Consider the following 18801-nt stretch of genomic DNA (forward strand, 5'->3'; position numbering starts at 1 on the left):
CGATCCGGCACAGAACGGCGCCGCACCCTCGGCCGCCACGACGGAACGGTTGCGTTCCGACGTGCGTTCGCCCTACGCTCGCGTTGCGACGATACGGTCCCGTCCCGACGCAAGTGAACGCGCGAAGGCGTGCGGGGAACACCGGGCGGAACACGGCATCGCATCGCCGCCCCCACCCCCACCCCCTAGCGAAAGAAGCGGATGTGAGTCAGGCCCTCCACACACCGCCTTCCCCACCGGCCCGCCCGGTCCCGGTCGAGGACGACCTCCCGGCGCTCGCCGCCCGGTACGGGCTGACGGTCAGCGGCGCCCGGCCGTCGCTGCCCCGGTACGTCCGCCGGCTGTGGGCGCGCCGGCACTTCATCCTGGCCTTCTCCCGGGCCAAGCTGACCGCGCAGTACAGCCAGGCCAGGCTGGGCCAGCTGTGGCAGGTGGCCACCCCGCTGCTGAACGCGGCGGTGTACTTCTTCATCTTCGGGCTGCTGCTGGGCGCCCGGAGGGGCATCCCGCACGATATCTACGTGCCGTTCCTGGTGACCGGGGTGTTCGTGTTCACCTTCACCCAGAGCTCGGTGCTGGCCGGGGTGCGGGCCATCTCCGGCAACCTGGGGCTGGTGCGGGCGCTGCACTTCCCGCGCGCCGCGCTGCCGGTCTCCTTCGCGCTGCAGCAGCTGCAGCAGCTGTTGTTCTCGCTGGTGGTGCTGGTGGTGGTGGTGCTGGCGTTCGGCAGCCCGCCGGCGCTGTCCTGGCTGCTGGTGGTGCCCGCGCTGGCGCTGCAGTTCGTCTTCAACGCCGGGCTGGCGCTGTTCTTCGCCCGGCTGGGCAGCCGGACGCCGGACCTGGCCCAGCTGATGCCGTTCGTGCTGCGCACCTGGATGTACGCCTCGGGGGTGATGTTCAGCATCCCGGCGATGCTGGCGGACAAGGAGGTGCCGGGCTGGCTGGCCGACGTGCTGCAGTGGAATCCGGCCGCGGTCTATATGGACCTGGTGCGGTTCGCGTTGATCGACGGGTACGGGTCCTCGTATCTGCCGCCGCATGTGTGGGCGTTCGCGGTGGGCTGGGCGCTGCTGGTCGGGGTGGTCGGTTTCGTCTACTTCTGGAAGGCCGAGGAGACCTACGGTCGTGGCTGACAACACTGACAACGCTGACAACGCTGACAACACTGTCAACGCCGGAAACACCGGCGAGAAGATTCCCACCGTCATCGCCGACGGCGTCGACATCGTCTACCGGGTCAACGGGGCCAAGGGCGGCAAGGGCAGCGCCACGGCGGCGCTGAGCCGCATGCTCCGGCGGGGCAAGGACGACGCGGCGCGGGGCGTGCGCAGGGTGCACGCCGTGCGCGGGGTCTCCTTCGTCGCCTACCGGGGCGAGGCCATCGGCCTGATCGGCACCAACGGCTCGGGCAAGTCGACCCTGCTCAAGGCCGTCGCCGGACTGCTCCCGGTGGAGAACGGCCGGATCTACACCGGCGGCCAGCCCTCCCTGCTCGGCGTCAACGCCGCCCTGATGAACGACCTGACGGGCGAGCGGAACGTCCATCTCGGCGGGCTTGCCATGGGCATGTCCCGCGAGCAGATCAAGGAGCGCTACCAGGAGATCGTCGACTTCTCCGGGATCAACGAGAAGGGCGACTTCATCACCCTGCCGATGCGCACCTACTCCTCGGGCATGGCCGCCCGGCTGCGCTTCTCCATCGCCGCCGCCAAGGACCACGACGTCCTCCTCATCGACGAGGCGCTGGCCACGGGCGACCGCTCCTTCCAGAAGCGGTCCGAGGCGCGCATCCGGGAGCTGCGCAAGGAGGCCGGCACCGTCTTCCTGGTCAGCCACAGCAACAAGTCGATCCGGGACACCTGCGAGCGCGTGCTGTGGCTGGAGCGCGGTGAGCTGCGGATGGACGGGCCCACCGACGAGGTGCTCAAGGAGTACGAGGCGTTCACCGGCGGTCCGGACAAGGCCCGCAAGCCCAAACCGAAACCCAAGCCCAAGGCCGAGACCAAGCCGGAGGCCGAGACCAAGCCGGAGGCCGAGGCCGAGCCGGAGGCCGAGGCCGAACCGAAGGCCGCGACCGGGCCCACGACGGTGACCGGGCCGAAGGCCGGCACCGCTCCCTCCTGAGGCGCCGCTCGTCCGTCTCCGGGCGGCCCCTTCGCCGTATTGATGCCAATATGACCGAAGGGAACGCCCGGATCGGTGACGAGACGAAGGAGCCCCGAGATGCCCGAGCTCAGCGTCATCGTCCACGGGCCGAACACCCAGGACCATCTGACCGGCCTCCTCGGCTCCCTCTGCTCCCCCACCGCCCTCGCCCCCTCGGACACCTCCCCCTCCCCGGACGTCGAGATCATCGTCGCCGCCGTGGGCGACTGGGCCCGGGAGACAGCCGAACGGCACACCCCCGACGTCCAGGTGCTGCCCCTGCCCGAGGGCACCTCCGACGCGGCGGCCCGGGCGGCGGGGGCGGACCTGGCCGCCGGCCGCTGGCTGCACTTCGTCCGCGCCAAGGACGGCCTGCCGCCCGGCGGCCCGCGGACCGTCGCCGAGCACCTCGCCCGGCTCCCCGGGACCGTGGACGTCCTGCTCCTGGACCACGTCCGCAGCACCTGGCGCAGTTCCGGCCTGCCCTCCCCCGACGGCCCCCTGCTCGTCCACGCGGGCCGCGCCGACCTCGCCCTCGACGACTGCGCGCGCCTGCTGCGCCTCACCCCGCTGCTCGGCAACCGCGTCCTGCGCGCCGCCTTCTGGCGGACCCACCGCACCCGGCTCACCACCCTCGGCACCCCGGCCGCCACCCCGTTCGACGAGCCGTACGCCGCCCGCGCCGCCCTCCTGCTCGCCGACCGCGTCGCCTGTCTGCCCCGCGTCGCCCACGAGGACCGGCAGCTGCGTCCCGCCGCGCTCCCCCCGGTCACCCCCGAGCAGCGCCACGCCCTCGTCGAGCACTACGAAGCCCTCCTCGGCCTCGCCGGTGACCACCGCCCCGCCGTCCACGACGTGCTGTACGAGATCATGGTCGGCGACTGTCTGCGCACCTTCGCCCGCGGCGGCATGCCCGATCCGGTCGCCCGGGAGTTCTTCCGCCGCGCCTCCCTGGCCGCCGTACGGCACCGCCCCGAGGACCACCAGCGCCCGGCCGGCCTCGAGGGCGTCCGGCGCTCGCTGCTCGAGGAGGGCGCCTACACCCGGTACCGCGCCCTCCGGGCCGCCCACCGGACCCGCCGCGCCGCCGGGTCCGCGGCGCGCACCGGCGGGCGGCGGCTCGGCACCCTGCTCGGCGACCACCACTACCGCCGGGCCCTGCGCCGCCCCGTCGACCCGGAGCTGGCGGTGTTCTCGGCGTACTGGAACCGCGGTGTCGCCTGCAATCCGGCCGCGATCGCCGCCGAGCTCGGCGAACTCGCCCCGTGGATCCACCCGGTGTGGGTGGTGACCGCCCGCAACGCCGCCCTGCTCCCGCCCGGCACGGACCACGTGGTGCCCGGCACCCGCCGCTACGGGGAGGTGCTCGCCACCGCGAAGTACCTCGTCAACAACGTCAACTTCCCGGACTCCGTGGTCAAACGCCCCGACGCCGTCCACCTCCAGACCCACCACGGCACCCCGCTCAAGCGCATGGGCGTGGACCAGATGCCGTTCCCGGCCGCCGCCCGGGGCCTGGACTTCCAGGCCCTGCTGGAGCGCGTCGACAAGTGGGACTACAGCCTCTCCGGCAACAGCCACACCACCCGCATGTGGCAGCGGGCGTACCCGTCCCGCCATGTCTCGCTCGACTACGGCTATCCGCGCAACGACGTCTACTACACGGCCGGCGCCGACGACGTCCGCGCGATCCGCGAACGCCTCGGCATCGCCCCCGGCCGCCGGGCCCTGCTGTACGCGCCCACGCACCGCGACTACGAGGCCGACTGGGTCCCCCACCTGGACCTCGCCGCCCTCGCCGACCGCCTCGGCGAGGACACCGTCCTGCTGGTGCGAGGCCACTACTTCTACGACGGAGGCGCCGGGACCGCCTCCCCCCTCACCTCGCTGCGGCGCGGCGGCCGCGGCGCCCGCATCGTGGACGTCTCCTCCTACGACCCGGTCGAGGAGCTGTGCCTGGCCGCCGACCTGCTGGTCACCGACTACTCGTCGATCATGTTCGACTACGCCAACCTGGACCGCCCCCTGGTGATCCACGCCGACGACTGGGACGTCTACCGGCAGACGCGCGGCGTCTACTTCGACCTGACGGCCGAGGCGCCGGGTCCGGTGGCCCGGAGCCAGGAGGAGCTGACCGGGATCCTCACCACCGACGCCTGGCGCGACGCGAGCGCGGCGAAGGCGCGGGCCGTCTTCCGGCGCCGGTTCTGCGAGTACGACGACGGCCGCGCCGCCGAACGCGTCGTACGCCGGGTCTTCCTCGGCCAGGACGAGGAGTCGCTGCCGCCGGTGCTGCCCCTGGAGGAGCGCACCCCGGCGCCCGACCCCGAGGAGGCGAGCTCCTGATGAAGCCACCTGCCGAGGAGCGCGGACCTCGAGAAGCGCCCGGTGCGCCCGAGGCGTCCCCCGTACCCGACGTCACCGTGACGGTCATCGTCCACAACGACGCCGAACGCCTCCCCCGCGCGGTCGAGTCGGTCCGCCGGCAGACCCACCGCGATCTCGAGATCGTCATCAGCGACGACCACTCGACGGACGAAACCCCGCAGGTGGCACGGCGGTTGGCGGCCGCGGACCCGCGCATCCGGTACCTGCGCCTGCCGTACAACAGCGGCGGCTGCAGCGCGCCCCGCAACCGCGCCCTGGAGACCGCCCGCGCGCCGTACCTGGTGTTCCTCGACAGCGACGACGAACTCCCCCCGGACGCCGTGGCGTTGCTGCTCGCCGCCCACCGCGAACGGGACATCGACTTCGCCATGGGCGCGGTCCGACGCATCCGCACCGACACCGGCCGCCGCTCCACCTGGATGCCGCACCTGGTGCGCGAACGCCGCACCCTCGACGGCATCGAGGCCGATCCGCGGCTGTTCTTCGAGCACCTGTCGACCGGCAAGATGTACTCCCGGGCCTTCCTCGACCGGCACGGCCTGCGTTTCCCCGAGGGCATCCACTACGAGGACCAGTTGTTCTCGGCGCAGGCGTACTGCCTGGCGAGGAGGTTCACGATCGTCCCGGAGCCGGTGTACCTCTGGTACATAGCGCCCTACGCGGCCCGGGAGTCGGCGTCCATCTCCAACCAGCGGCACAAGCCGGCCAACGTCCGCGACCGGGTCCGCGTCCAGCACCTCATCGACGCCTTCCTCGTGGAGAGCGGGCACGCGTCGCTGCGTGCGGACAAGGACCACAAGTTCCTCAAGCACGACGTCCGGATGTACACGGGCGACCTGCCCCACCGGGACGACGAGTGGCTCGCGGCCTTCGCGGACCTGCTGAACCCGTACCTGGAGACGCTGTCGCCCGGCGCGTACGCCCGCCTCCCGCGCGCCGAACGGGTCGTCCTCCAGTTGCTCCGCGACCGCCGTCTGTCCGAGGCCCGGCAGGCGGCCCGCGGCCTGGGCCACGACATCGCCCCGAGGCGGCTGACCGTGGGCCCGGACGGCCGTGCCTACTGGGGCGACCGGATTCCCGCGACCGCCGCCGCCCGCGCCGAACTGGACCTCTCCGACCTGGAACCGGACACCCGCCCCTTCCCCACCGCCCTGTTCCGGCACGAGATCACGGACATCGCCCGAGGTCCCGGCGGATCGGTCGGGCTGACGGTGCGCACCTACGATCCGGCGCTGCGCCTCCCGTTCGGCCCGCAGCGCGCGACCCTCCTCGTCTCTCCCGGCCGGCGCTGCCTCACCGCGCCCTTCCGCCTCTCCCCCGTCCGCCCCGGTGTCTTCGAGGGCCGCGTCGGCCTCGACCTGGCGGCCGCCGCCCTGCCGGTGGGCGGGTTCGCCGGGGTGCGCCATCCGCTGCTCCGCCTCACCCTGCGGGGGCAGAACAACACGGGTCTCCTGCTGGCTCCCCTGGCCTTCCCCCCGTTCACCGCCCGCCTCCCGTACCGTCGCGGCACGGCCCCGCACCGCGTCACCGTCGAACCGGAGGGCCACGGCGCGGGCCGCCTGCAGATCCGCTGGGCGCCCGTGGGGGTGACGGCCCGGGTGACCCGTCCGGCGGTACAGTGCCTGGCCGGCCCGGTGGTACGGCGGCTGGCCCGCCCGGTGGTGAACGCGCTGGGCCGGTGAGGCGTCCGGTCAGCGCACCGCGTAGAGCGTCTGGCCCTCCGGTCCCCGGGTCACGGCCCGCAGCCCGGTGTCGTGCAGTGTGCCCGTCGTGTCCACCACCCACCGCACTCCGTACGCCCGCTCGATGCCCCGGCGCACCCGCTGCGGCGTGCCCGGCTCGAAGTACCGCTCCGTGGCCGCCGCCCTGCGTTTCTCGTCCGGCAGGAAGAAGTCGGGGTAACCGGGGGCGACCGTGTAGGGCCCGTACGCGGGAATCCGGCGGGCCGGCTCCGTCCCGGCCATGACGACGTCCCCGTACTCCACCCACGGTGTCATCCAGTGGTACCCCGTCCACGGCTCTTGGTACCGGGCCTCGACCACCCGGGGCAGCGCCTCGCGCGGGACGACGTAACCCACCGCTCCGGCCTGCGCCCACGCGCCGACGGCCAGCGCACCGGCCAGGACGACGGCCCACCCGGCGCGCAGGGCGCGCCGCGCCGGCCCGAACGTCTCCAGGGCGGCCGCGAGCTGTGCCGGGATCAGCGCGGCGGGAAGGGCGCGCCCCCACGAGGGGTGGCCGCTCAGCCGGCCCGCCGCGAAGACCAGCGCGCCCAGCGCGAAGAACAGCGCGAGCGGGTCCCACCGGTCGCGCCGCCGGCGCACCGCCAGTGCGGCCACGCCGAGCAGCACGAGCCCGCACCGGGCCGGCAGGTCCCGGTACAGCTCCCGGTGCACCGGTTCCAGCCCGGCGCCGGCGCCCGTCAGCGCGAAGAAGTCGTAGTACGGCCAGGCCCACAGCACGAGGACGCCCAGCAGCAGTCCGGCGCCGAGCCGCGGCCACACCGCCCGCGGCAGTCGCGCGGGCCGGGCCGACAGCACCGTGGCGAGGGCGCCGATGGTGGCCACGACGCCGGTGAACTGGTGGCACAGCAGGATCACCGCCCACAGCGTGCCCAGCCCCGCCCACGTTCCCCACCCGGCCCGGCGGCGCAGGGCGGCCGTCAGCCAGGCCCAGAGGTGGAAGGCGAGGCCGAGGGCGAGGGTGCTCGGGTAGGAGACCGTCAGCGCGAGCGAGTGGAGCCCCGGGAAGCCGCTCCACAGGAACGGGGTCGTGCCCCACAGGAACAGCAGGCTCAGCAGGGCGAGCGCGAAGACGGCCCGCGGCCCCGCCCCGTACGCGGCCGGAGTCCCGGCCGCGGTCCCGGGCCCGTGCGCGGCAGCGGTTCCGGTACCGCGAGCCGTCTCGCGTGCGGTCAGTGCCCGTACGTAGCGCCATACGCCGGTCACCAGCAGCACGAGTCCGGCCAGGGCGGCGAGCCGCAGCACCGCGAAGACCGACAGCTCCGACAGTCCCGGCAGCCGGGCGAGGCCGCCGAGCAGTACGGTCCACGGCGAGTAGTACGGGCTCTGCGTGTCCGCGTCGACCAGGGGGTTGCCGGGGTCGGCCAGGTCGTGCCGCAGGCGTTGCAGGGTCGCCGCGTGCATGCCGAGGTCGCCGGCCCACGGGAGCCGGACGATCACCGCGAGCAGCAGGACCAGGGCCAGCCCGGCGGCGATCTGGACGGCGGTCCGGGCGATGTCCGCCGGCCGGGGTGCCCCACCCGGCCCGCCGGTCCCCCCGGGCAGGCCGGACCACCGGGTGCCGGTAGAACGGCCGGCACGGTCGGATCGGGCGGGCCGACCGGATCGGCCGGATCGGGCGGGGCGGACACTCACTCTCAGAGCCTTAACACCCCACCGGCTCCACGGCACCCCGAGCACACCGCAGGGGTGTCCCGGAGCCGATGCTCCGGGACACCCCTGAGTGCGTCAGTGCCCTACCGGCGCCGCCGCCTACGCGTGCGGGCGCAGCAGCGTGCGCATCGTCCGCATCGCCACGGACAGGTTGGCCAGGTCGAACGTGTCCGAGCTGCGGATCTCGTCCAGAGTGGTGCGGGCCCGGCCCAGGAGGGCCTCGTTCTTCTCCTCCCACGCCTGGAACCGCTGCTGCGGTGACGCCGTTCCGTTGCCCTGCGCCAGCACCTCGGCCGTCACCGCCGCGTGCGCCGCGTACAGGTCCTCGCGGATCGCCGCGCGGGCCATGGACTGCCAGCGGTCCGCGCGGGGCAGCTCGCTGATCCTGTCCATCAGCTGGGTGATGCGCAGCCGGTCGGCGAGGTCGTAGTACACCTCGGCGACGTCCAGCGGCTCCTTGCCCAGGTGGTCGGCCACCGAGACGATGTCGATCGCCGCGAACGCGGAGGAGAAGCCGGCCACCCGGGTGGCGAGTTCGCCGGGGACGCCGACGCCCGTCAGCTCGTCGTAGATCTTCTGGAACCACTCCAGGTCCGCGCCGCGCAGCAGCTTGGGCAGCTGCGACCAGACCTGCTCGACGCGCTCGGCGAAGAACGCCACCGTCTCCTCGAGCTCCAGCGGCTGCGGCCGGTTGTTGAGCAGCCAGCGCGTGCCGCGCTCCACCAGCCGCCGCGAGTGCAGCCGGATCCGGGTCTGGACGTCCGCGTCGACCTTGTTGTCGAGCTCCTCGACGGCGTCCCACACCAGGGCGGAACGGAAGATCGCGCGGGCCGCGGTCTGGGCCCGGACGATCTCCTCCAGCGACGCGCCCGTCTCCTCCCGCATCCGGTGCAGGTACGTCGTACCGCCGGTGTTGACCGTGTCGTTGACCAGGACGGTCGTGGTGATCTCGCGGCGCAGCGGGTGTCCGTCGATCCGGTCGAGGAACTGCTCGCGCAGCGGGGTCGGGAAGTACGCGTGCAGCAGGGACTTGAGGTACGGGTCGTCGGGCAGCGAGGTGCGCAGCAACTCCTCGGCGACCGTGATCTTCGTGTACGCCAGCAGGACGGCCGTCTCCGGGCCGGTCAGGCCCTGCCCGGCGGCCAGCCGCTCGCGGATCTGGCGGTCGGTGGGCAGGAACTCCAGGGCCCGGTCGAGGTGGCCCTCGCGCACCAGGTGCTTCAGGAAGCGCTGCTGGGCGTGGAGCATGTCCTTGGACTGGGCCAGGGCGTTGGCGATGGCGGTGTTCTGCGCGTAGTTGGTGCGCAGCACCATCCGGCCGACCTCGTCGGTCATCGAGGCGAGCAGCTTGTTGCGCTGCTTGACCGTCATGTCGCCGTCCGTGACCAGGCCGTTGAGCAGGATCTTGATGTTCACCTCGTGGTCGGAGGTGTCCACGCCCGCGCTGTTGTCGATGGCGTCGGTGTTGATCCGGGCGCCGTGCAGCGCGGCCTCGATCCGGCCGAGCTGGGTGAAGCCCAGGTTGCCGCCCTCGCCGACGACGGCGACCCGCAGGTCCTTGCCGTCGACGCGGATGGCGTCGTTGGCCTTGTCGCCGACGTCCGCGTTGGACTCGGTGGACGCCTTGACGTACGTGCCGATGCCGCCGTTCCACAGCAGGTCCACCGGCGCCTTGAGGATCGCCTTCATCAGGTCGGTCGGGGTCGCCTTGGTGACGCTCTCGTCGAGGCCGAGGGCCTCGCGGATCTGGGCGTTGACCGGGATGGACTTGGCGCTGCGCGGGAACACACCGCCGCCGGCCGACAGCAGATCGGTGTCGTAGTCCGCCCAGGAGCTGCGCGGCAGCTCGAACAGGCGGCGGCGCTCGGCGTGGCCGACGGCCGCGTCCGGGTTCGGGTCGATGAAGATGTGCCGGTGGTCGAAGGCGGCGACCAGCCGGATGTGCTCGCTGCGCAGCATGCCGTTGCCGAACACGTCACCGGACATGTCACCGATGCCGACCGCGGTGAACTCCTGGCTCTGGGTGTCCACGCCCAGCTCCCGGAAGTGCCGCTTGACGGACTCCCAGGCACCGCGGGCGGTGATGCCCATGCCCTTGTGGTCGTATCCGGCGCTGCCGCCGGAGGCGAAGGCGTCACCGAGCCAGAAGTCGTAGGACGCGGCGACCTCGTTGGCGATGTCCGAGAACCGCGCGGTGCCCTTGTCGGCCGCGACGACGAGGTAGTTGTCGTCCCCGTCGTGCCGGACGACGTCCACCGGGGGCACGACCCGGCCGGCCACCATGTTGTCGGTGATGTCCAGCAGCGCCGAGATGAACGTCTTGTAGGAGGCGACGCCCTCGGCCATCCAGGCGTCGCGGTCCACGGACGGGTCGGGCAGCTGCTTGGCGACGAAGCCGCCCTTGGCGCCGACCGGCACGATGACGGTGTTCTTCACCATCTGTGCCTTGACCAGGCCGAGGATCTCGGTGCGGAAGTCCTCCCGGCGGTCCGACCAGCGCAGGCCGCCGCGCGCCACCTTGCCGTAGCGCATGTGCACGCCCTCGACCCGCGGCGAGTACACCCAGATCTCGAACGCAGGACGCGGCGCCGGCAGGTCGGGGATGGCCTGCGGGTCGAACTTCATGGAGATGTAGTCGTGCGGACGGCCGTCGCCCGCCTGCTGGAAGAAGTTGGTGCGCAGCGTCGCCTTGATCACGGTGAGGAAGGAGCGCAGGATGCGGTCCTCGTCGAGCGAGGCGACCTGGTCGAGGGCGGCGTCGATCTCCTCCAGCAGGGCGTCCAGCAGTTCGAACCCGGCGCCCTGCCGCTCCGGCGACATCCGCGCCTCGAACAGGGAGACGAGCAGCCGGGTGGTGTGGACGTTGTTGCGGAGGGTGTCCTCCATGTAGTCCTGGCTGAACGTGGAGCCGGCCTGGCGCAGGTACTTGGCGTACGCGCGCAGCACCGTCGCCTGCCGCCAGTCCAGTCCGGCGCTCAGCACGAGGGCGTTGAAGCCGTCGTTCTCCGCCTTGCCGGTCCAGGTCGCGGCGAAGGCGTCCTGGAACCGCTCACGGGCGTCGTCACCGAGGTGCTCGGCGCCGGACAGCTTGGGCATCCGCAGCCCGAAGTCGTAGATCCAGGCGACGCTGTGGTCGGCGCGGCGCAGCTCGTAGGGCCGCTCGTCGACGACCTCGACGCCGAGCCGCTGGAGCACGGGCAGTACGGCGGACAGGGAGACGGCCTCGCCCTGGCGGTAGATCTTGAAGCGGCGCTCCTCGGGGGCCGCGCCCACCGGCTCGTACAGGCTGAGCTCGAAGTCCTTCTCCTCGTCGAGCTGTTCCAGCCGGACGATGTCGGCGACGGCGCTGCGCGGGCTGTGGTCGTCCTTGTAGCCCTCGGCGAAGGCGCCCGCGTAGCGGCGCAGCAGTTCGGCGGCGCGCTCCTCGCCCAGTTCGGCGGTGAGCGCCTCGCCGAAGCCGTCGGCCCAGGAGCGGGCGGCCTCGACCAGGCGGGCCTCGAGGCGCTCCTTGTCGGCGTCGGACAGCTGGCGCAGCTCGGTGCCCTGCGGGACGCGGACCACGAAGTGCAGCCGGGAGAGGATCGACTCGGTGTTCCAGGCGGTGAAGTCGACGCTGATGCCGCCGAGCTCCTCCTTGAGGATGTCGATGATCCTCAGGCGCACCCCGGTGGTGTAGCGGTCGCGCGGGAGGTAGACGAGGGCGGAGTAGTAGCGCCCGTACTCGTCCTGGCGCAGGTAGAGCCGCAGGCGGCGGCGCTCCTGGAGGTAGAGCACCGAGGTGGCGATGGCCCGGAGCTCGTCGACCGGGGTCTGGAAGAGCTCGTCGCGCGGGTAGGTCTCCAGGATCTGCAGCAGGTCGCGCCCGTCGTGGCTGTGCGGCGAGAAGCCGGCCTGCTCGAGGACCTCTGCGACCTTGCGGCGGATCACCGGCACCCGGCGGACGGACTCGGTGTAGGCGGCGGAGGAGAACAGTCCGAGGAAGCGGCGCTCCCCGACCACGTTGCCGTCGGCGTCGAACTTCTTGACGCCGATGTAGTCCAGGTACGACGGCCGGTGCACGGTGGCCCGGCTGTTGGCCTTGGTCAGCACGAGCAGCTTGTGCTCGCGCGCCTTGGCGCGGGCGTCGGCGGGCAGCCGCTCGAAGGACGGGCTGACCGGGTGGCCCTCCGGAGTGGCGTGGTGCGGGTCGGCGCGCAGGATGCCCAGGCCGGTGCCGGGGAGGGCGCCGAGGGAGTCGTCGTCGCGCAGCTGGTACTCGCGGTAGCCGAGGAAGGTGAAGTGGTCGTCGGCGAGCCAGCGCAGCAGCTCCCGGGCCTCCTCGACCTGCTGCTCCGGCACGTCACCGGGGACGGGTTCGTCGGGCAGTCCCTCGGCCAGGTCGGTGGCGGCCTGCCGCATCTTGCCCCAGTCCTCGACGGCCTCGCGGACGTCGGACAGGACGCGCAGCAGGTCGGCGGTGATCTGCTTGAGGTCGCCGCGGTCGGTCTCGCGGTCGATCTCGACGTGGATCCAGGACTCGGTGTGGGCGTCGTGCGGGAGGTCGCCGGCGGGCGGGGTGGCGAGCACCTCGATCAGCTGCCCGGTGAGGTCGCGGCGGACCACGATCTGCGGGTGGATGACGGCGTGGATGCCCCGGCCCTGGCGGGTCAGCTCGTTGGTGACGGAGTCCACGAGGAAGGGCATGTCGTCGGTGACCACCTCGACGACGGAATGGCTGCAGGTCCAGCCGTTCTCCTCGACGGTCGGGGTGTGGACCTTGACGTTGGCCGTGCCCTGGGGACGGTTCCCGGCCAGCCGGAAGTGCGCGAAGGCTGCTCCGAAGACGTCGACCGGGTCGCGGCCGAGGAGGTCCTCCGGGGCGGTGTGCAGGTAGTAGCGCTGGAGGAACGCGAGCACGGTGTCCCGGTCGGGCATGCCCTTGTCCGTCGTCCCGGTCGGCAGTTTCCCGCCGGCCGGGCTGTTCTCAGCTACCCGGGCGGCCTTTTCGAGCAGCTCGGCCTTTGCTTCGTCCAGCTTGGTCTGCATTGTCCTCTGACTCCTGTCGCGCGCCGTTGCGTGACGTAGAAGGAAGTACCGTCTCCGCGCTCGCGGTGCGGTGGTACGACGCGGGTTGTCCGGTCCGTTCCGACGCTATGCCGCAAGATGAGACGAGCGGGGGCTTCTCTGCCGACTTCGACGCGCCCGCCGGGTGTGACGCTGCTCTCTGCCGCGTCCGCGCCCGGGGAGTGCCGCGCGTCTCCGGAACCCTTCGGGTCCCCTCCCGCCCGCGAGGACCAGCGAGTTCCGCCCGGCCACGGATGTCCTCCGTGCTCTCCGGGCGCACGGCGGGGACTGCGAGGTCCCCGCGAGCTATCGCGCTGATCACGGCACCCAGGCTATCGCCCCCCGCAGGGGGCCCGTCATGAGCCGTATGTGTACAAAACACGGGGTGGAACTTGGACGTTCTGCACAGTGCGCGCCCGCGGTGCCCGGTGCCGGGTACGCGGGGGCCGGTGATCAGCCGGCCAGGCGTTCCGCTTCCACGACGGCCTCCGCCAGCGTGTCCACCACCGGCACCCCGACCGCTTCGAGGCTGGCCCGGCTGTGCGAACCGCCGGTGTAGAGCACGGCTCTCGCCCCGACGTGCCGGGCGGCCAGCGCGTCGTCGGCGGCGTCCCCGATCACCACCGTGCGCGCCGGGTCGACACCGGTCAGCGCGCCGAGGTGGCGCACCATGTGCTCCGCCTTGCCTCCGCCGGACGGCCCGGTCCGCCCGTCGACGCGTATGAAGTGCGGCTCGATGCCGAAGCCCCGGACCAGCGGCACGAGGTCGTCGTGCCCGTACATGCTGAGGATCGACTGGCTGCGCCCCTCCGCCGACCACTGCGCCAGCAGCTCGGCCGCGCCCTCGGCGAGCGCGCACCGCACCCGGTGTTCGGAGTAGTACCGGTGGAAGGTGGCGTCCATCAGCTCCCACTCGGCCCCGCTCGGCAGCCTCCCCATCAGCCGCTCGTAGAACTTCGGCACCGGCACGCAGTACAGCTCCCGGTACCGCTCCAGCGTGAGCGGCTCCAGGCCCAGCTCGGCGAAGGCCGCGTTCGTCGCGCCGATGACCGCGTCGACGTCGTGGAACAGCGTGCCGTTCCAGTCCCAGACGATGTGCGCGTCCGTGTGCATCCCCATGGAAGGAAAAGTACCCGCCGACACTGACAACCGGGCTCCCATCGCGTTCGGAGCCCTAGGCCGTCGGGCCCAGCAGGTTCGGGATCTCCTGGGTGGCGTACCACAACAGTTCGTGGTCCTCCGCCCCGTCCACGACGGCCTGGGCGCTGTCGTGCCCGCCGTCCGCGGCCGGCAGCGCGTCCGCGGCCGACGCCACGTCCGCCTCCGCGTCCGGAGCGTCCACGTGCACCGCCGCCGCCCTGTCCAGCCGGACGGGCCCGTCGACCCGCACCGCGCCGGGGCCGGGGGCCGGATCGGCCGAGGCCGCCCGGTCGGGCACGTCCACGGCGAGCACGACCCGGCGCCGCGGCGCCGCGGCGTCCGCCGCCAGCAGCCGCAGCGAGGCGAGCGCGGCACCGCCCAGTGCCGCGTACTCCAGCTCCTCGACGTCCTCGGAGCGGTACCACTCGCGCAGCGCGGGCGTCACGGCGTGGGCGGCGAACGGTCCCGCGCCCAGCTCACCCGTCCGGTACGCCTCGGCGAGTCCCGGGAGGGTGAGGGGGACGTAGACGCGCATGTCGGCCGCTTTCCTGGTCGGAGGTCCGCCGGCGTTCCGTCGAGGGGTGGTCGCACCCGGCCGGCTGGGCCTTCAGGATACGTGCGGGCGTCCCCCATCGGGTCCCTGCCCGCCCCCGGGGCCGCGTCCACCCCGAGCCCGGGATTCACCCGGTGCGCCCGCTCCAGTACGGGGCCGAGGGGCCGTCGTTCACTCGGATAAGTGAATTCCGATGCCGTCCCGACACGGCTCACGGCGTCTTGCCGTCGCGCTCCGCCGCCCCGTACAAGATCCCCAACCCCCAAGTTACTGCCCGGTATCGCCTCGGTCCCCCGGTCGACGGCGACTTCCGGCCCGTCGAACGGAGTCCCGTGAACAAGGTCATGACCAGGGCTCAGCACCGCACCGGCGCCCGTCCTCCCGGCCGCCGCGACACGCGCCGCCCCACCGGCGGCACCGTCCCGCCGCGCACCCCCGCGGGAAGCGCCGCCTCCGCCCCGTCCCCCGGCGGGGGCCGCCCCTCGCCCGCGCCCGCCCCGGCGTCCAGCCGGCCCGCCGACAACCGCCCGCCGTCCTTCACCCCGACGGCCGGCACCACGGCCCCGCTGCGACGGCGCCCGGCTCTCCCGGCCCCCGCACCCCGGCCTCCCCGGTCGGCGCAGCCCCGCCCCACCGAGCGCTTCGCCGAGCTGCTGCTCGCCGTCCTGAGCGGTCAGCGGCCCGTCCACTCGATGCTCCGGCACACCGCGGGCCGCGCCTACGACGAACTGGCGGACCTCGCCGAGCGCGGTCCGCTGCGCACCCGTGGCACCCGCCCGGTGGTGCGGGACATCGGCTACTACGTCGCCCGCGAGGGCGCGCTCGAGGTGTTCGCCCGGATCGGGGCCGGCGACCGGCTGCGGGCCATGGCCTTCCGCCTGGAACAGGGCCAGGACCTGCGCTGGCGCTGCACCGCCGTGGAACTGGGCGGCGCCCGCCCGCCCCGCCCCCACGACCACTGACGCCGAAGGGCCGGGCGACCCCCTGGGGTCTGCCCGGCCCTCCGCCCGCTCTCACGGCTCCGTACGGAGCCTCACCGCCCGCTCGGCCCAAAAGCCGCGCGGCCCGCTCACTTCTTGCGGCGGCGACCGCCACGCGCCTGCTTGCGGCGCTCGGCGCGCGTGAGGCCGTCGGCCTCGGAGCGCACCGGCTCGTCCTCGGCGAACTCGCCCTCGACGGTGCCGCCCTCACCGTCCACGGTCGGCGCGGAGAAGTGCAGGCTCCGCCGCTGCGGGGCGTCGAGTCCCTTGGCACGGATCTCCGGCCGGGCGCCCGCCTGCGCGGGCACCGCGTCCTGCGGGGCCTTCTCCAGCGATGGCGCCGCCTCCTCGACCGGGACCTCCTCGACCTGCTGCTCGACCTGGACCTCCAGGTTGAACAGGTAGCCGACGGACTCCTCCTTGATGCCGTCCATCATCGCGGTGAACATGTCGAAGCCCTCGCGCTGGTACTCGACCAGCGGGTCCTTCTGCGCCATCGCGCGCAGGCCGATGCCCTCCTGGAGGTAGTCCATCTCGTAGAGGTGCTCGCGCCACTTGCGGTCCAGGACCGACAGCACGACCCGGCGCTCCAGCTCACGCATGATCTCGGAGCCGAGCTGCGCCTCACGCTCCTCGTACTGCTTGCGGATGTCCTCCTTGATGGAGTCGCCGATGAACTCGGCGGTCAGCCCGGCGCGGTCGCCCGCCTCCTCCTCCAGCTCCTCCACGGTGACCTTCGCCGGGTAGAGCTGCTTGAAGGCGCCCCACAGCCGCTCCAGGTCCCAGTCCTCGGGGAAGCCCTCGGACGTCTCGGCCTGCACGTAGGCGTCGATGGTGTCGTCCATGAAGTGGTGGATCTGCTCGTGCAGGTCCTCGCCCTCCAGGACGCGGCGCCGCTCGCCGTAGATGACCTCGCGCTGCCGGTTCATGACTTCGTCGTACTTCAGGACGTTCTTACGGGTCTCGAAGTTCTGCGTCTCGACCTGCGACTGGGCCGACGCGATCGCACGCGTGACCATCTTGTTCTCGATCGGCACGTCGTCCGGGACGTTCGCCATGGACATCACGCGCTCGACCATCTGTGCCTTGAACAGGCGCATCAGGTCGTCGCCGAGCGAGAGGTAGAAGCGGGACTCGCCGGGGTCGCCCTGACGGCCGGAACGACCGCGCAGCTGGTTGTCGATCCGCCGCGACTCGTGCCGCTCGGTGCCGAGCACATAGAGCCCGCCGAGCCGCTCGACCTCCTCCTTCTCCGCCTTGACGGCCTCCTCGGCCCGCGCGAGGGCGTCCGGCAGGGCGTGCGCCCACTGCTCGATGTGCTCCTCGGGGTCGAGACCGTGCTGGCGCAGCTCCGCCTCGGCGAGGTCCTCGGGGTTGCCGCCGAGCTTGATGTCCGTACCACGGCCGGCCATGTTGGTGGCCACGGTGACCGCGCCCCTGCGACCGGCCTGGGCGACGATCGACGCCTCACGCTCGTGGTGCTTGGCGTTCAGCACCTCGTGCTGGATGCCGCGCTTGCTGAGCTGCTGGGAGAGGTACTCGGACTTCTCCACCGAGGTGGTGCCCACCAGGATCGGCTGACCCTTGGCGTGCTTCTCCTCGATGTCGTCGACGACGGCCTCGAACTTGGCGACCTCGGTGCGGTAGATCAGGTCCGACTGGTCCTTGCGGACCATGGCCCGGTTGGTCGGGATGGGCACCACACCGAGCTTGTAGATCTGGTGGAACTCGGCGGCCTCGGTCATCGCCGTACCGGTCATGCCGGACAGACCGGGCTGTTCCTTGCCGTTGTGGTCGCGGCGCTTGTAGAGGCGGAAGAAGTTCTGGAGGGTGATCGTGGCGAGCGTCTGGTTCTCGTCCTTGATCGGCACCCCTTCCTTCGCCTCGATCGCCTGGTGCATGCCCTCGTTGTAGCGGCGGCCGGCGAGGATACGGCCGGTGTGCTCGTCGACGATCATGACCTCGTCGTCGATGATCACGTAGTCCTTGTCGCGCTTGAAGAGCTCCTTGGCCTTGATGGCGTTGTTCAGGTAGCCCACCAGCGGCGTGTTGACCGACTCGTAGAGGTTGTCGATCCCCAGCCAGTCCTCGACCTTGGCGACCCCGGACTCGTGGATGGCGACCGTGCGCTTCTTCTCGTCGACCTCGTAGTCGCCGGTCTCCTCGATGCCCTTGAGCGGATTGCCGGCCTCACCGCGCTTGAGGCGCTTGACCAGCTTGGCGAAGTCGCCGTACCACTTGGTGGCCTGGTCGGCCGGGCCGGAGATGATCAGCGGCGTACGGGCCTCGTCGATGAGGATGGAGTCGACCTCGTCGACGACGGCGAAGTTGTGGCCGCGCTGGACGAGCTCGTCCTGGGACCACGCCATGTTGTCGCGCAGGTAGTCGAAGCCGAACTCGTTGTTCGTGCCGTAGGTGATGTCGCAGTTGTACTGCTCGCGGCGCTGGGCCGGCGTCATGTTGGCCAGGATGCAGCCGACCTCGAGGCCCAGGAACTTGTGGACGCGGCCCATCAGCTCGGAGTCGCGCTCGGCCAGGTAGTCGTTGACCGTGATGATGTGGACGCCCTTGCCGGACAGGGCGTTCAGATACGCGGGCAGGGTGCCGACGAGGGTCTTGCCCTCACCGGTCTTCATCTCGGCGACGTACCCCATGTGGAGGGCGGCGCCGCCCATGATCTGCACGTCGTAGTGGCGCTGGCCCAGGACGCGCTTGGCGGCCTCGCGGACGGTGGCGAAGGCCTCGGGGAGCAGGTCGTCCAGGCTCTCACCGTCGGCGTACCGCTCCTTGTACTCATCGGTGAGGGCACGCAGCTCGGCGTCGGAGAGGTCGACGAAGTCCTCTTCGATGGAGTTGACCTGGCCCGCGATGCGGTGCAGTTTGCGCAGGATCTTGCCTTCGCCTGCACGCATGATCTTCGAGAGGACGGACACGGGGGGTGGTCTCCTTGCCGGTCGGGCCTGGGACGGTCGGTTTCCATTTCACTGCTGAGCAACGGCCATCGTATGCGAGGACCCCACCGCGTCGGGAGGCCTGCCGCGACGGTGGCCGCGCGCGGCTTCGCAACTGTTTCGCGGGCGCTTCAGAAGGAACAACGTCCGGACCCCGCGAATGGTGCCGCCCCACCCGGCGAGTTGTGCGAAGGGTGACCGCTTCC

General features: G+C 72.1%; 10 protein-coding genes. 5 read left to right on the top strand and 5 right to left on the bottom strand.

Annotated features, from left to right (window positions below):
* Window positions 1-203 precede the first annotated feature (203 nt).
* The 4 genes from ACWEQO_RS26260 (at window position 204) to ACWEQO_RS26275 (ending at window position 6215) form a co-directional block, all read left to right on the top strand.
* Complete coding sequence (locus ACWEQO_RS26260) at window positions 204-1133, top strand: ABC transporter permease (protein WP_452985461.1); 930 nt, start codon at window positions 204-206, stop codon at window positions 1131-1133.
* A 61-nt stretch (window positions 1134-1194) separates the two neighbouring features.
* Window positions 1195-2124 (top strand): ABC transporter ATP-binding protein, encoded by a 930-nt coding sequence (locus ACWEQO_RS26265; RefSeq protein ID WP_452985477.1) that lies wholly within the window; start codon window positions 1195-1197, stop codon window positions 2122-2124.
* 99 nt (window positions 2125-2223) lie between these two features.
* Window positions 2224-4491: a CDP-glycerol glycerophosphotransferase family protein gene (locus ACWEQO_RS26270; RefSeq protein WP_452985462.1), complete on the top strand. Its 2268-nt coding sequence runs from the start codon at window positions 2224-2226 to the stop codon at window positions 4489-4491.
* Window positions 4491-6215, top strand: a complete 1725-nt coding sequence (locus tag ACWEQO_RS26275) for a glycosyltransferase (RefSeq protein WP_452985463.1) — start codon at window positions 4491-4493, stop codon at window positions 6213-6215. Before ACWEQO_RS26270 ends, ACWEQO_RS26275 begins: the two co-directional genes overlap by 1 nt.
* 9 nt (window positions 6216-6224) lie before the next feature.
* On the opposite strand, the gene ACWEQO_RS26280 is transcribed toward ACWEQO_RS26275, so the two are convergent.
* From ACWEQO_RS26280 to ACWEQO_RS26295, 4 genes are all read right to left on the bottom strand, one after another.
* Window positions 6225-7772, bottom strand: coding sequence for a hypothetical protein (locus ACWEQO_RS26280; protein ID WP_452985478.1), 1548 nt, complete (start codon window positions 7770-7772; stop codon window positions 6225-6227).
* A gap of 255 nt (window positions 7773-8027) precedes the next feature.
* A complete protein-coding gene (locus ACWEQO_RS26285; RefSeq protein ID WP_361461453.1) occupies window positions 8028-12953 on the bottom strand; it encodes an NAD-glutamate dehydrogenase in 4926 nt (1641 codons plus the stop codon).
* 471 nt (window positions 12954-13424) lie between these two features.
* Entirely contained in the window at window positions 13425-14090 is a 666-nt protein-coding gene (locus ACWEQO_RS26290) for an HAD family hydrolase (RefSeq protein WP_361461451.1), read from the bottom strand.
* 55 nt (window positions 14091-14145) lie between these two features.
* Window positions 14146-14646, bottom strand: coding sequence for a DUF6912 family protein (locus ACWEQO_RS26295; RefSeq protein ID WP_452985464.1), 501 nt, complete (start codon window positions 14644-14646; stop codon window positions 14146-14148).
* Between the two features lie 350 nt (window positions 14647-14996).
* Here ACWEQO_RS26295 and ACWEQO_RS26300 point away from each other — a divergent pair, with 350 nt between their 5' ends.
* Window positions 14997-15626, top strand: coding sequence for an Rv3235 family protein (locus tag ACWEQO_RS26300; protein WP_452985465.1), 630 nt, complete (start codon window positions 14997-14999; stop codon window positions 15624-15626).
* A gap of 107 nt (window positions 15627-15733) precedes the next feature.
* On the opposite strand, the gene secA is transcribed toward ACWEQO_RS26300, so the two are convergent.
* On the bottom strand, window positions 15734-18577 hold the full coding sequence (secA, locus tag ACWEQO_RS26305; RefSeq protein WP_361461443.1) for a preprotein translocase subunit SecA: 2844 nt from the start codon (window positions 18575-18577) through the stop codon (window positions 15734-15736).
* Between the last annotated feature and the right edge of the window lie 224 nt (window positions 18578-18801).

This window comes from Streptomyces sp. NPDC004051, from assembly GCF_053604275.1.

Coding starts and splice junctions, on each gene's coding strand:
- ACWEQO_RS26270 (WP_452985462.1), top strand. CDS start 2,224: ATGCCCGAGCTCAGCGTCATCGTCCACGGGCCGAACACCCAGGACCAT.
- ACWEQO_RS26275 (WP_452985463.1), top strand. CDS start 4,491: ATGAAGCCACCTGCCGAGGAGCGCGGACCTCGAGAAGCGCCCGGTGCG.
- ACWEQO_RS26285 (WP_361461453.1), bottom strand. CDS start 12,953: ATGCAGACCAAGCTGGACGAAGCAAAGGCCGAGCTGCTCGAAAAGGCC.
- ACWEQO_RS26290 (WP_361461451.1), bottom strand. CDS start 14,090: ATGGGGATGCACACGGACGCGCACATCGTCTGGGACTGGAACGGCACG.
- ACWEQO_RS26295 (WP_452985464.1), bottom strand. CDS start 14,646: ATGCGCGTCTACGTCCCCCTCACCCTCCCGGGACTCGCCGAGGCGTAC.